Annotated in this window: 15 protein-coding genes; 4 read left to right on the forward strand and 11 right to left on the reverse strand. The window is 61.4% G+C overall.

Translation table 11 applies throughout. The features are described 5' to 3' along the window. A complete protein-coding gene (locus tag PSH80_RS14935; protein WP_057959249.1) occupies positions 1–276 on the forward strand; it encodes a peptidylprolyl isomerase in 276 nt (91 codons plus the stop codon). A 37-nt stretch (positions 277–313) separates the two neighbouring features. Here PSH80_RS14935 and PSH80_RS14940 read toward each other — a convergent pair whose 3' ends face one another. The 8 genes from PSH80_RS14940 to PSH80_RS14975 form a co-directional block, all read right to left on the reverse strand. Continuing rightward, on the reverse strand, positions 314–1,222 hold the full coding sequence (locus tag PSH80_RS14940; RefSeq protein ID WP_057959248.1) for a sugar kinase: 909 nt from the start codon (positions 1,220–1,222) through the stop codon (positions 314–316). Between the two features lie 117 nt (positions 1,223–1,339). Continuing rightward, positions 1,340–2,548 carry an amino acid deaminase gene (locus PSH80_RS14945; protein WP_120733410.1) on the reverse strand — a complete coding sequence of 403 codons (1,209 nt, stop codon included), beginning with the start codon at positions 2,546–2,548 and terminating at the stop codon, positions 1,340–1,342. A 17-nt stretch (positions 2,549–2,565) separates the two neighbouring features. After that, positions 2,566–3,330, reverse strand: a complete 765-nt coding sequence (locus tag PSH80_RS14950; protein WP_057440989.1) for an IclR family transcriptional regulator — start codon at positions 3,328–3,330, stop codon at positions 2,566–2,568. A gap of 180 nt (positions 3,331–3,510) precedes the next feature. Further along, positions 3,511–3,900, reverse strand: coding sequence for a RidA family protein (locus PSH80_RS14955; protein WP_200659689.1), 390 nt, complete (start codon positions 3,898–3,900; stop codon positions 3,511–3,513). A gap of 15 nt (positions 3,901–3,915) precedes the next feature. Then, on the reverse strand, positions 3,916–4,683 hold the full coding sequence (locus PSH80_RS14960; protein ID WP_057440847.1) for an amino acid ABC transporter ATP-binding protein: 768 nt from the start codon (positions 4,681–4,683) through the stop codon (positions 3,916–3,918). After that, complete coding sequence (locus PSH80_RS14965) at positions 4,680–5,330, reverse strand: amino acid ABC transporter permease (protein ID WP_057440845.1); 651 nt, start codon at positions 5,328–5,330, stop codon at positions 4,680–4,682. The genes PSH80_RS14960 and PSH80_RS14965 overlap by 4 nt, the downstream gene beginning before the upstream one ends. 12 nt (positions 5,331–5,342) lie before the next feature. Continuing rightward, positions 5,343–6,005: an amino acid ABC transporter permease gene (locus PSH80_RS14970; protein ID WP_057440843.1), complete on the reverse strand. Its 663-nt coding sequence runs from the start codon at positions 6,003–6,005 to the stop codon at positions 5,343–5,345. Positions 6,006–6,057: 52 nt separating this feature from the next. Beyond that, a complete protein-coding gene (locus PSH80_RS14975) occupies positions 6,058–6,903 on the reverse strand; it encodes a transporter substrate-binding domain-containing protein (RefSeq protein ID WP_305417313.1) in 846 nt (281 codons plus the stop codon). Between the two features lie 306 nt (positions 6,904–7,209). Between PSH80_RS14975 and PSH80_RS14980 the strand changes: the two genes are divergently transcribed. Beyond that, complete coding sequence (locus PSH80_RS14980; protein WP_057959245.1) at positions 7,210–7,572, forward strand: co-chaperone YbbN; 363 nt, start codon at positions 7,210–7,212, stop codon at positions 7,570–7,572. On the opposite strand, the gene PSH80_RS14985 is transcribed toward PSH80_RS14980, so the two are convergent. The 3 genes from PSH80_RS14985 to rpiB all read right to left on the reverse strand — a co-directional run bounded on the left by PSH80_RS14985 (position 7,569) and on the right by rpiB (position 11,071). Next, positions 7,569–9,131: a TerC family protein gene (locus PSH80_RS14985; protein ID WP_057959244.1), complete on the reverse strand. Its 1,563-nt coding sequence runs from the start codon at positions 9,129–9,131 to the stop codon at positions 7,569–7,571. The two genes, PSH80_RS14980 and PSH80_RS14985, sit on opposite strands and share 4 nt — an antisense overlap. A gap of 434 nt (positions 9,132–9,565) precedes the next feature. Continuing rightward, a complete protein-coding gene (locus PSH80_RS14990) occupies positions 9,566–10,546 on the reverse strand; it encodes a sugar-binding transcriptional regulator (protein WP_029293725.1) in 981 nt (326 codons plus the stop codon). A gap of 63 nt (positions 10,547–10,609) precedes the next feature. Next, on the reverse strand, positions 10,610–11,071 hold the full coding sequence (rpiB, locus tag PSH80_RS14995; RefSeq protein ID WP_057959243.1) for a ribose 5-phosphate isomerase B: 462 nt from the start codon (positions 11,069–11,071) through the stop codon (positions 10,610–10,612). Positions 11,072–11,353: 282 nt separating this feature from the next. Here rpiB and PSH80_RS15000 point away from each other — a divergent pair, with 282 nt between their 5' ends. Together PSH80_RS15000 and PSH80_RS15005 are read left to right on the forward strand one after the other, a co-directional pair. Further along, complete coding sequence (locus tag PSH80_RS15000; protein WP_057444030.1) at positions 11,354–12,841, forward strand: sugar ABC transporter ATP-binding protein; 1,488 nt, start codon at positions 11,354–11,356, stop codon at positions 12,839–12,841. Next, complete coding sequence (locus PSH80_RS15005; protein ID WP_057959242.1) at positions 12,838–13,815, forward strand: ABC transporter permease; 978 nt, start codon at positions 12,838–12,840, stop codon at positions 13,813–13,815. The genes PSH80_RS15000 and PSH80_RS15005 overlap by 4 nt, the downstream gene beginning before the upstream one ends. The last annotated feature ends 46 nt before the right edge of the window (positions 13,816–13,861 follow it).

Genomic DNA, 13,861 nt, shown 5'->3' on the forward strand with positions numbered 1-13,861 from the left:
ATGAAAGCCCAAGCCCGCCATATCCTGGTCAAGACCAGCGAAGAAGCCGAACAACTCAAGCAGCGTATTGCCAAGGGCGAAGCCTTTGATGTGCTGGCCAAGAAGTTCTCCATCTGCCCGTCCGGCAAGCGCGGCGGCGATCTGGGTGAAGTGCGGCCGGGGCAGATGGTCGGGGTGATTGATGCGGTGATTTTCAAGAAACCGCTGCGGGTGGTGCATGGGCCGATCAAGAGCAAGTTTGGGTATCACTTGGTGCAGGTGTTCTACCGCGACTAGAGCACCCTGATCGTTCCCACGCTCCGCGTGGGAACGATCAGTCCCTGGGAATCAGCGCACCCGGAATCTGGATCACCCGGCTGGCCAACCGATGCCCCGCCAAAGCCGCCTCTTGCGGTGAACCACCCCTGAGCCGACTGGCCAGATACGCCGCGCTGAACGAATCCCCCGCCGCCGTGGTGTCCACCACCTTTTCGACTACCTGCGCCGGCACCGCAAAACGCTCGCCGCCCTGGCGAATCAGGCAGTCATCCGCGCCGCGCTTGAGCACCACTTCCTCGATCCCTGGATAAGCGGCGAACACCTGCTCACTGTCGGCATAGCCAAACAGGGCACGCTCGTCGTCTTCGGTGAGCAAGGCCATATCCACCTGCGCCAACACCTGCTGATAGGCCTCACGAGCGGCTTCGACACTGGCCCACAGACGCGGCCGGTAGTTGTTGTCGAACACCACCCGGGCGCCACGCTGGCGGGCTTCCAGCAACGCGGCCAACAGGCGCACGCGCCCCACTTCGCCCAATACAGCCAGGGTGATACCGCTGAAATACAGCACGTCATAACACGGCAAGGCCGCCAGGACCGGCTCGGCCCCTGGCGTGGTGAAGCAATCGCGCACCGCCGCTTCGTTGCGCCAATAGAGGAATTTGCGCTCGCCGTTGGCATCGGTCTGGATGCAATACAGACCCGGCAGACGCCCCGGCAAGCGCTGGACCCGGTCCAGGCCAAGGCCTTCGGCGGCCCATTGCTGGCACATGGCATCGCTGAAACTGTCATCGCCCAGGGCGGTGACGTAATCCACCGTGCTGCTGGCCCCCAGCTCGCGGCGCAGGTAGACGGCGGTGTTCAGGGTGTCGCCACCGAAGCTCTGTTGCAGGCTGCCGTCGGCGCGGTGTTGTAGTTCGATCATGCATTCGCCGATCAGGGCGATGCGCGGGTGTGGGGTCATATTTGGATTCTCGGCTGGGTTTTGGGGCCTCATCCCAGGCCCGCCAGCTCCCACATTTGAATGTGTTCACAAATCCCAATGTGGGAGCTGGCTTGCCCGCGATGGCCGCGACGCGGTCTAGAAACAGGTGTGCAATGTCCCGATCACCTGCAACTGCTCATCCACCAAACACCCCACCTGCCACTTATCAAAGGTCAGGCACGGGTGCGAGGTGCCAAACGAGATGATGTCGCCAATACGCAGTTCAACCCCCGCCGCCACGCTCATGAAGGCGTGCTGGTCCATCACCGCCGTGACCTTGCAGGCACTCACGTCATCGCCCACCGCCGGCAGCACGCCGGCCTTGTAGCGCTTGAGGGGCACCGGCAGGCCGGCGTCGTAGGCCACGTCGCGCTTGCCCAGGGCGATCACTGCAAACCCCGGCTGCGGCAACGACTGCACATGGGCCCAGACTTCCAGGGCCGGGCGCAGGCCCTCCGTGAGGTCGCTGCGCCGGTCCAGCACGCAGCATTGCGCCTCCTTGTAGATGCCGTGGTCGTGGGCCACATAGCTGCCGGGGCGCAGCACGCTGAGGAAGCGCCCTTCGGCGTTTTGCGCGGCGAAAGACTCGGCGATCAGGTCATACCAGGCCGAACCCGACGCGGTGATGATCGGCTTGCCCAGGTCAAAGGCCCCGCTGTTCTGCATATCCACCGCCAGGCGCACCAGGGACGCAGCAAACTCGCGGATTCCGCTGATGGCATGCTCGCCGTGGATCACCCCTTCATAACCTTCGATCCCGGTAAGTGCCAGGGCCGGCTGGGCCTTGATTGCCCGCGCCAGGTCCAGCACCTCTTGCTCGCTGCGGCAACCGCAGCGGCCGCCGACCACGCCGTATTCGATCATCACGTTCAGGCGCAGGCCACGGGCGGCGAAGAATGCGCCCAGGTCAGCGACGTTGTCCGGGTGATCGACCAGGCAATGGAAGTCAAAGTCGGGGTCAGCCAGCAGCTCGGCGATCAGCGCCATGTTCGGCGCGCCCACCAGTTGGTTGGCCATCAATACCCGGCGCACGCCACCGGCATAGGCCGCGCGGGTCTGCACCGCGGTAGCCAGGGTGATGCCCCAGGCGCCCTGCGCCAACTGACGCTGAAACAGCGCCGGCATCATGCTGGTCTTGCCATGGGGCGCCAGTTGCGCGCCGCTGTTGCTGACAAAGTCCTGCATCCAGCGGATGTTGTGTTCCAGGGCCGCGCGGTGCAGCACCAGGGCGGGCAGGCTGACGTCGCGTACCAGGTGGGCACCGCTGGCGGCGGCGCCTTTTTCAACGGCATTGAAGGCAGACATGGGGTTACTCCGTTTCGCTATTCATTGATGCGACGGGCCAGGTTATTGGCGCTTTCGATCAGCACCCGGCGGTAGTCGTCGTAATTGTTCTTGGCGTCGGCCCGTGGGGCGACGATGCACAGGGTCGCAATGGCGACACCCTGGGCGTCACGCACCGGGGCGGCAAAGCAGTGGGTAAAGGTGTCGGCAACACTATCGAAGGAAAAGAAGCCATCGACGCTGGCCTGGCGGATCTGCCCGAGGAAGGTGTCCAGGGGTAAACGCTGGCCGTCCGGCAGGATAAAGTCGTCGTGGTCGATCAGGTCGATGATCTGCTGGTCGCTCAAATGCCCCAGCAACAGGCGCCCGGACGCAGTCCAGGGGATGGGCGCGTTTTCACCGATATCCGAAGAAATCCGGAAGTGCCGCTCGCCCTCGCGCATCAGCGCCACCGTGTACTTGCGCCCGTTGAGCAGGCACATCTGCGCCGTCTCGTGGGTTTGGCTGACGATCTCCTGCAAGGCGTGATCGGCCTCGCGGGTCAGGTCGAAATGGCGCAAGTGGGCCTGGCCGAGGAAGTACAGCTGACGGCCCAGGTACACGTGCCCATCCTTGCCCACGGTTTCGAGAATCCGCCGCTCCAGCAGGGAGGCGACCAGTTCATAGACCGTGGACTTGGGGCTGCCAATGCCACTGGCAATATCATTGGGGCGCAGGGGCTGGCCGACTTCCTTGAGAAAATCGAGGATATCGAACGCTCGGTCCAGGCCTTTTGCGCGGCGCTTGATGGTGTCTTCGGTCATGGCGGTCTTCATCAGCGTAAGAGGTCCATGTAAGAGTCGCTTTGTGTGGGAGCGGGCTTGCTCGCGAAAGCGGCGTGCCAGCCAACAAATCTGGCACTGATACACCGCTTTCGCGAGCAAGCCCGCTCCCACCCGAATTCACTCTCACATTGAATTTTTAGTGGTCTTGAGATCGGGCATTTAGCCTTTTTTCTTGTAGGCCACGCAATCAATCTCAACCTTGCAATCGACCATCATATTCGCCTGCACACAGGCCCGCGCCGGGGCGTGTTCGGGGGTGAAGTATTCGCCAAAGACTTTGTTGAAACTCCAGAAATCCCGTGGGTCTTCCAGCCATACGCCGACCCGGACCACGTCTTCAAGCGCGTAGCCGGCCTCTTCAAGGATCGCCACCACGTTCTTCATGGTCTGGTGGGTCTGCTCGACAATCCCGCCGTTGATAATCTCGCCCTCCACCGCCGGCACCTGGCCCGACACGTACAACCAGCCATCAGCCTCCACTGCACGGGCAAATGGGCGGGGTTGGCCACCGCCGGCAGTGCTGCCGGCGCCGTAACGAGTAATGCTCATAAAGTTGCTCCTTGATTAAAAACGAATATTTTTCAGAAATTCCGCCAGGCGTGGCGATTGCGGGCGCTCAAAGACCGCTTTGGGCGGGCCCTGCTCTTCAATCCGCCCCTGGTTCATAAACACGATGTTGTCCGAAACCTCGTAGGCAAAGCGCATTTCGTGGGTCACCAGCAACATGGTCATGCCCTCTTGCGCCAGGCCCTTGATCACACTGAGCACCTCGCCGACCAACTCCGGGTCCAGCGCTGAGGTCACTTCGTCGAACAGCATCAGACTGGGGTTCATTGCAATCGCCCGGGCAATCGCCACCCGCTGTTGCTGGCCGCCGGACAACTGACCGGGGAAGTGGTTGCGCCGTTCCAGCAGGCCGACGCGCTCCAGCCATTTTTCCGCGAGGGCTACCGCCTCGTCCTTGCCCATATGCTTGACCTTGAGCAGGCCCAGGGTGATGTTCTGCAACGCCGTCAGATGGGGGAACAGGTTGAATTGCTGGAACGCCATGCCAGTCATGGCGCGGTGTTGGGCAATGAGTTTTTCCGGGTGACGCACGCGCTTGCCGGCAACATCGGCATAGCCAATGGACTCGCCGTCGAGGGTGATCTGCCCGCCCTGGAACTCTTCCAGCAGGTTGACGCAGCGCAGTAGCGTGGTCTTGCCCGAGCCGCTGGAGCCGATCAAGGTCACCACGTTGCCGCGCTGCAGCGACAGGTCAACGCCCTTGAGGACTTCCACCGCACCGTATTGCTTGCGCAGGCCGCTGATGTTGAGCAATGGTTGATTCATGGCAAGGCCACCCGCTTTTCAATGTAGCGCCCGAATAACTCGATGGCGTAGTTGATGACAAAGAACAGAAAGCCGGCAAACAGGTAGAACTCCAGGGTCATAAAGGTCCGGGCGATCACTTGCTGGGTGCTCAACAGCAACTCGGCAACACCAATCACCGACAGCAGGGTCGAGGCCTTGACGATCTCGGTGGAGGAATTGACCCAGGTCGGCAAAATCTGCCGCAGTGCCTGGGGCAGCAACACATAGCCCAGGGACTGATAGAAGGTCAGGCCGATGGCCTTGCCCGCTTCCAGTTGCCCACGGGGAATGGCTTGCAACGCACCGCGCACAATCTCGGCGACATGAGAGCCGCAAAACAGCGTGAGGCCCAGGGCACCGGCCTGGAACGCACTGATCTGCCAACCCAGCGCCGGGGCCATGTAGAAGCAGGCCAGTACCAGCACAAACACCGGGGTGCCACGGATCAGGTCAACGTACAGACGAAACGGCGCGCGCATCCAGAACTTGCCGTAGGTCAGCACCAACCCGGCGACGATGCCGATCAGGGTGCCGAAGATAATCGCCAGCACCGAGCAATACACGCTGGTCTGGAACCCTGCCCACAGGGTTGCCCGGGCGATCCACAACTCATGCAGCCAATACATGGAAAACCCCTCTTATCGACGAATCGCCAGGCGCTGCTCCAGGTAACGCAGCAGCATGGCGATGAGGTAGCAGGCCGCCACGTAGAGCGCGGTCGTCACCAGCCAGGTTTCAATCACCCGGTAGCTTTCGACGTTGATCTTGCGGGCGTAATAGGTCAGTTCCGGCACGGCAATCGCCGCCGCCAGAGAGGTGTCCTTGAACAGCGAGATAAAGTTGTTCGACAGCGCCGGCAGCACGTTGCGCAGCATCACCGGCACCGTGATGTAGGCGCGGATCTGCCACTCCCCCAGGCCAATCGCCAGGCCGGCTTCGCGCAGGCCCTTGGGAATATTCAACAGGCCGGCACGGAACACTTCGGTCAAGTAGGCCCCGGCGTACAACGACAGGGTGATGATGAACGAGGGGATCTTGTCCAGGCGGATGCCCAGGCTGGGCAAGGCAAAGTAGATCAACAGGATCAGCACCAGGATCGGCGTGTTGCGCACCACCGTCACATACACCGAGGCCAGAATCCGCAGCGCACGGTGCCTGGACAGCATGGCAAAAGCCATCAAAAGGCCGATCACGCAGCCGATGGCAATCGACAGCAAGGCCAGTTGCAGGCCCAGGCCGAGGCCCGCCAGCAAGGTGTCGAAATCGCGCCAGACTGCGGCAAAATTCAGCTGATAGTTCATGGTCGGCACTACCTTGATTGGGGCGCCCGCTGCGACGCCCCGCGCTCAACAATCATTTGAATTCCACCGGAAAACCAATCGCCGGGGTCGGCAGATCAACGCCAAACCACTGCTTGAACGAGGCTGCATAGGTCGGAAACTCGACGCCGGTCATCGCCTCGTGCAGGGCGGTGTTGACGAAGTTCAGCCAGTCCTGATCGCCACGTTTGACCGCGCACGCATAGGTTTGCGGGCTCCAGGCGTAGCTCGGGCTGCGGTAGCGGCCGGGGTTCTGCACCATCAGGTACTTGACCGAGGACTGGTCGGTGGCCGCCGCGTCGGCACGCCCGGAGTTCACCGCCTGGTACATCAGGTCGACGCTGTCGTATTGATCCACCTTGGCCTTGGGCAGCGCCTGGTGCACCAGCTCTTCGGCGTAGACGTTTTGCAGCACCGCCACAGTGACGTCATCCCCCGCTGCCTGCAGGTCTTCGATTTGCTGGTATTTGCTGTTGGCCGGCAACAACAGGCCCACACCTTCGCGGTAGTACGGCAGGGTGAACGCCACCTGCTGCGCGCGGCTGGCGGTGACGGTGATGAACTGGCAGCTCATATCGACTTTTTTGGTCAACAGGTTGGGAATCCGCGCATCGGACGACTGCACCACAAACTCGACCTTGCTCGGGTCGTTGAACAGGCCTTTGGCGACGATGCGCCCGATATCAATATCAAACCCCTGCAACTTGCCATCCGCTCCCTGGAAGTGCCACGGCGCATTGGTACTGCCTGTACCGACGAGCAGATGCCCACGTTTGAGCACTTCATCGAGCTTGCTGTCCGCCTGCACTTGGCTGGCGAGGCAAGCCGATGCGGCGAAGAGAAAAACACAGGCTTTAAACACGGAAGGTCGGCGATGCATGGCAAGCACTCCAGAAGTTGTGTATTCCGCTATACCGGAATCAGGTATGTAACAACGGAATGGACAGCAGAAAGTGTGCCACAGCCAGCAGCAGAAGCCTATTGAAGCGCGCAAGTGTTTTTAAATCAGAGAGATAAGAAGGCACCGACGAATCACCGCGCCGCCAGCGCCGGCAGACACACTGCTACCGTGCGCCACAATCCGTTGCGGTCCATCCCATTTGGGTGCGTTACCTGTGAATTCTCACAGTAGACCGTCCGGCCCACCCGACTTAGGGTTTGGCCAAGTGCCTACAAGGAGACTGTCATGGGACCGATCAACACGGTGATCGACGACGCACAGGCGTATAGACGTGCGCTGCAGACGCCCCGCACGGTGTTTATGCTGTTTGTATCGCCCCAGTGCGCGGCGTGCGGCGCGGCCAAGCCACTGTTCAGCAAAGTGGCCGGTCGCTATCGACGCCAGGCGGCGCTTTATGTACTGGACACCAGCCAGACCCCACGGCATCCCGAGGTGACCGGCACGCCGACGCTGCTGATCTTGAAAAACGGCAGGCTGGTAGAGAAGCTCAAGGGGTTCGGCCCCTGGGAGACCCAGGAGCAGACCCTGAAAAGAACCTTCGAGCGGCACACCCGGGGTGTGCCGACCAAACGGGCAAAGCCCCGTTAACCCAGCGCGACAGGGATCAGCAGTACCTGCGTCACCCGCCGCTCCTCCACCGCCGCCACGGTCAGGCGCCAGCCTTCGTATTCCAGGCTGTCACCGACCACTGGCAGGCGATCCAACAGGCTCATGACCAGGCCGGCGAGGGTCTGGTAATCCTCGGTGGCCACAGCCTTGAACCCGGTGCGCTGGCGAATCAGGTTCAGGTTCAACGCACCATTGGCGCGATAACCGCCCTGCTCTTCGACGATGTCCGGACCTTCGACTTCACTGGCATCGGGCAACTCACCGGCGATGGACTCAAGGATGTCGGTCATGCTCAACACCCCCATGAAATCGCCAAATTCGTTGATCACAAAGGCAATGTGCGTCGACTCCTGGCGCATCTGCTCCAGGGCGTTGAGGATCGAGAAGCTGTCCAGCAGGTTGATCGCCCGCCGCGCCAGGTGTTCCAGGTTCGGCTCATTGCCGGCCAGGTACTCCTTGAGCAACTCCTTCTTATGCACGAAGCCCAGGGGCTCATCCACCGCGCCGTTACGGATCAACGGCAAGCGCGAGTAGGACGAGTGCATCAGTTTCAGGCGGATCGTCTCAGGGTCGTCGGCCAAGTCGATGTAGTCGACATTCGCCCGCGGGGTCATCAAGGTGCGGATCGGCCGCTCGGCCAGTTGCAGCACACCACTGATCATGATCCGTTCGCGACGGTCGAACAGCGGGCCTTGATGGTCCTGCGAGTCGCCCAACAGGTCCGTAACGTCCTCACCCACTTCTTCCACCGCCAGGCTGCGACCGCCCAGCAGACGCATCACCGCATGAGCAGTGCGCTCACGGATCGGCCGCAGGCCTTGCGCCGACTTCTTGCGGCGCGCCCGGGCGATCTGGTTGAACACCTCGATCAGGATCGAGAAGCCGATGGCCGCGTACAGGTAGCCTTTCGGGATGTGGAAGCCCAGACCTTCGGCGGTCAGGGCGAAACCGATCATCATCAAGAAGCCCAGGCACAGCATGATCACCGTCGGGTGCGCATTGACGAAGCGAGTCAGCGGCTTGCTGGCCACGATCATTACGCCGATGGACACGATTACCGCGATCATCATCACCGCCAGCTCGTCAACCATGCCGACCGCAGTAATCACCGCGTCGAGGGAGAACACAGCGTCCAGCACCACGATCTGCGCCACAATCGGCCAGAACATCGCGTAGGCGGCATTGCCGGTGCGCTCGGTGACATGCCCTTCGAGCCGCTCATGCAACTCCATGGTGGCCTTGAACAACAGGAACACACCACCAAACAGCATGATCAGGTCACGTCCGGAGAAGCTCTTGTCGAACACCTCGAACAACGGCTGGGTCAGGGTCACCAACCAGGAAATACTCGCCAACAGGCCCAGGCGCATGATCAACGCCAGGGACAGGCCGATCAACCGCGCACGGTCACGCTGCTCCGGTGGCAGCTTGTCCGCCAGGATCGCGATAAACACCAGGTTGTCTATACCCAGTACCAGTTCCAACACAATCAAGGTCAACAGGCCGAGCCAGGCCGTTGGATCCGCTAACCATTCCATATAGAAGTCTCTGTCTCTTTATTGATTTTCAGAATGCCGGGCACAACAAAACGCGGTCCGATGACCGGGAAAAGGTTAGCAGCCTAAATAGAGGATGTTTCAGCGGGAACGTCGGCAGTAGCGGTCTTGGAGAAAGACGACTGGGGGGCTCCGAGAGGGTGTTCATGCAAATCCTGCAGTGAGAAAAGGACGTTAATCCTACATGAAAAATACAAATTCCCTACAATTTAAAACCATTACAAGATCTGTAAAAGCCGCCCCTCGAAAGCCTGTGCCGTGGTCTTGCGTGGTGGCTTGTGTGGGAGCTGGCTTGCCTGCGATGCAGGCACCTCGGTGTATCAGTTAGATCGAGGCGATGCTATCGCAGGCAAGCCAGCTCCCACACAAGCCAGCCCCCCCCACACGCCAGTGCCCATATTTTGAGAGGCGACAGGTCAGGTTTTGCGGGTAGCGTCGTCCAGCGCCAGGATGGTGTGGGCATTGGTTACCGTGGTCGCCAGCGTATTGATCACCCCCGAGCGCAACGCCCCCAGGGTCGCCGCCGCCTTGGTGTTTTCACTGGCAATCGCCACCACATCGGGAATGCGGAATAACTCCTGCACCGTCAAGCCGATCACCCGCCCCTGGATGGCGTTGACCGCCGGCTGGCCATGAATGTCGATAAAGTCGTAACCCATCATGTCACCCACCGTGCCGGACAAGCGCGCCTGGGCGATTTCCTGGGGTGAGAACCAGCCCATGCGCACCATATTGCTGTTCTCGCTCATGTCGCCGATGCCGATCAGCGCCATATCGGCGCGCCGTGCGCGGTCGAGGGTGGAGCGTACGGTGTCGTTGCTGATCAACACGCTGCGCAGTTCCGGGTTGGCCACCAGCGCCGGGGCGTACAGGCTTTCGCTCTCGCCGCCAAAACGCAGGGCCAGGCGTCGGCAGATATGGTCGGGGTTCATGTATTCGCCCGCCTTGAGCGAACCGCCAATGGCGCAGACAAATGTGCAGTTGCGCGTCACCGGCAAAAACACGTTATCGGCTACCGCCCCCACATTGCGCCCCATGCCCACAGCGACAATCATGCCGTCGCCCAGGGTCTTGTTCAGGTAGTTGGCCACCAGGCTGGCCACGGCGGAGCGCTGGGTGTCGGCGTCACTGTGATCGACCGCGATCAACGCACGGTCCAGCTGGAAGCGCTCCACCAACGCCTGTTCCAATTCGTTGTTCATCGCCGGATGCTGCAGTACCCGCACCTCGACAATCCCTTCATCGCGCGCACGCTTGAGCAGCCGGCTGACTTTGGCCCGGGACAGGTCAAAGCGCTTGGCGATGGCTTCCTGAGTGACGTTCTCAAGGTAATAGAGCATCGCCACTTCGGTCATCAGATCGATATCGCTGGCGGTGCGCAGGGTACTGTCACTCATGGGGACGGGCTTCCGTTTCGGCGTCAAAGGCGCATTCTCCCGACTCTTGCCCCGCTACGTCCACTACTGATGCCCATCACGCTCAATGGCGTTGATGCGCTCGACCTTGGCCCCGGAACGCGCCGCCTCGAACTCCGAGGCCAGAAACGCGGTGACGATGCTCTTGGCCAGCTCCGCCCCCACCACCCGTGCACCGATGGACAGGATCTGCGCATCGTTGCTCTTGCGCGCCCGCTCCGCCGAATAGGTGTCATGGGCCTGAGCCGCGCGAATACCCAAGACTTTATTGGCCGAGATGGCCATGCCGATGCCCGTGCCACACACCAGCACTCCCAGGCGCTGCTGCCCGCCGTTGATGGCCGTGGCCACCGCCAGCGCAATATCCGGGTACAGCACCGGCGCCGTGGAATGGGTACCAAAGTCGGTCACCGGATACCCCAGCGTCTCGATATGGCGCTTCAACAGCTCCTTGAGCTCAAAACCCGCTTCGTCACATCCGATAGCCACCGGAAAAGGTGTGTTCATGGCATTAGGCTCCGCTGCCGTGGTGAAACTTAAGACCGATCATATGATCACTCAGTGAAATTTCGATCAGGCATTTCTCGGATATTCCCTCGCAACTGTCAAGCACGTTTTAACTGACCTTCCAGTCAAACCCCTCTAAAACGCCAAACATTAAGAAATTGCCGGCGATTACAAGTTTCCAGTGAAAGAGATTGACTGATCAGAATTTCATTTGGTACACATATGATCACGCAGCAACACGACTGTGTACCTAATAAGAATTCACAGCACGAGGACACGCCGATGGCCACGCCATTACTGCTCCAGGCTGAACACGTCGCCAAGGCCTACGCCGGCATCCCTGCCCTGCGTGACGGCCGCCTCTCGCTGCGGGCCGGTAGCGTGCACGCCCTGTGCGGCGGCAATGGCGCGGGCAAATCCACCTTCCTCAGTATCTTGATGGGCATCACCCAGCGTGATGCCGGCAACATCCTGCTCAATGGCGCTCCCGTACATTTCAATCGTCCCAGCGAAGCGCTGGCGGCGGGGGTCGCGATGATCACCCAGGAGCTGGAACCGATCCCCTACATGAGCGTCGCCGAAAACATCTGGCTGGGCCGCGAACCACGGCGCGCCGGCTGCATCGTCGACAGCAAGGAACTGCACCGGCGTACCCGCGAGCTCCTGGAAAGCCTGGAGTTCGAGGTCGACGCCAGCGCCCCCATGCATCGCCTGAGCGTGGCGCAGATCCAACTGGTGGAGATCGCCAAGGCGTTCAGCCATGACTGCCAGGTGATGATCATGGACGAGCCCACGTCCGCCATCGGCGAGCGCGAAGCCGAAACCCTGTTCAAGGCCATCCGCCGCCTCACCGCCCGTGGCGCCGGGATCGTGTATGTGTCCCATCGCCTCAGCGAGCTTGCGCAGATAGCCGACGACTACAGCATCTTCCGCGATGGCGCCTTCGTCGAAAGCGGGCGCATGGCCGATATCGACCGCGCCCACCTGGTGCGCGGCATCGTCGGCCAGGAATTGACGCGCATCGACCACAAGGTCGGCCGCGAAAGCGCCGCCGACTGCTGCCTGGACGTCCAGGGCCTGAGCCGCAGCGGCGAGTTCCAGGACATCAGCCTGCAAGTGCGCCAGGGCGAAATCCTCGGCATCTACGGGCTGATGGGCTCGGGGCGCAGCGAGTTCCTCAACTGCATCTATGGCCTGACCACCCCGGACGCTGGCAGCGTCACCCTGCAAGGCAAGCCGATGCCCATCGGCCTGCCCAAGGCGACCATCCGCGCCGGCATGTCCCTGGTCACCGAAGACCGCAAGGAAAGCGGCCTGGTACTCAGCTCCAGCATCCTCTCGAACATCGCGCTGTCGGCGTACAAGCAACTGTCGAGTTGGTCGTTGATCAATGCGCGCAAGGAAACCCAACTGGCCGAGGACATGGTCAAGCGCCTGCAGATCAAGACCACCTCCCTCGATCTGCCAGTGGCGTCCATGAGCGGCGGCAACCAGCAAAAGGTAGTGCTCGCCAAATGCCTGTCGACCCAACCGGTGTGCCTGCTGTGCGATGAACCGACCCGGGGCATCGACGAAGGTGCCAAGCAGGAGATCTATCACTTGCTCGACCAGTTCGTGCGCGCCGGTGGCGCGGCCATCGTGGTGTCGTCCGAAGCCCCGGAACTGCTGCACCTGAGTGACCGTATCGCGGTCTTCAAGGGCGGCCGGCTGGTGACTATCAGCAGCGACACCGCTCTTTCCCAGGAAGCCTTGTTGAGTCTTGCCTCATGAATGCCAAAACCCTTGCCACGCCACTGACCCCCCCCGCGCGCAGCCGTCTGCGCCTTTCCCTCGACCGCTTTGGCCTGCCACTGGTGTTTATCCTGCTGTGCGTGGTCATGGCGTTTTCCAGCGAATACTTCATGACCTGGCGCAACTGGATGGACATCCTGCGCCAGACCTCGATCAACGGCATCCTGGCAGTGGGCATGACCTACGTGATCCTGACCAAGGGCATCGACCTGTCGGTAGGTTCGATCCTCGCCTTCGCCGGGCTGTGCAGCGCCCTGGTCGCGACCCAGGGCTACGGACTGCTCGCCGCCGTCAGTGCCGGGATGTTCGCCGGAGCGATGCTGGGGATGGTCAACGGCTTCATGGTGGCCAATCTGTCGATCCCGCCTTTTGTTGCCACGCTGGGCATGCTGAGTGTGGCCCGGGGCATGACCTTTATCCTCAACGATGGCAGCCCGGTCACCGACCTGCCGGACGCCTACCTGGCCCTGGGCATTGGCAAGCTCGGGCCGATTGGCATACCGGTCATTATCTTTGCGGTGGTCGCGCTGATCTTCTGGATGGTGCTGCGCTACACCACCTACGGGCGCTATGTGTACGCGGTGGGCGGCAACGAAAAAAGCGCACGCACCTCGGGGATCGGTGTGCGCAAGGTGACGTTCTCGGTGTACGTGGTCTCGGGCTTGCTCGCCGGCCTGGCGGGCGTGGTGCTGTCCGCGCGCACCACCTCCGCCCTGCCCCAGGCCGGTATGTCCTATGAGCTGGATGCGATTGCCGCCGTGGTGATCGGCGGCACCAGCCTGTCCGGCGGCGTCGGCACCATCGTCGGCACGCTGTTCGGCGCCCTGCTGATCGGGGTGATCAACAACGGCCTGAACCTGCTTGGCGTGTCCTCCTATTACCAGCAGGTCGCCAAGGGCTTGATCATCGTACTCGCGGTGTTGATTGACGTGTGGCGCAAGAAAAAACGCTAGTCGCTTTTGCTCTGAACCGAACTGAACGACCACAACAATAAACGGG

The sequence above is a fragment of the Pseudomonas sp. FP818 genome (genome assembly GCF_030687335.1).
Lineage (GTDB): Bacteria > Pseudomonadota > Gammaproteobacteria > Pseudomonadales > Pseudomonadaceae > Aquipseudomonas > Aquipseudomonas shahriarae.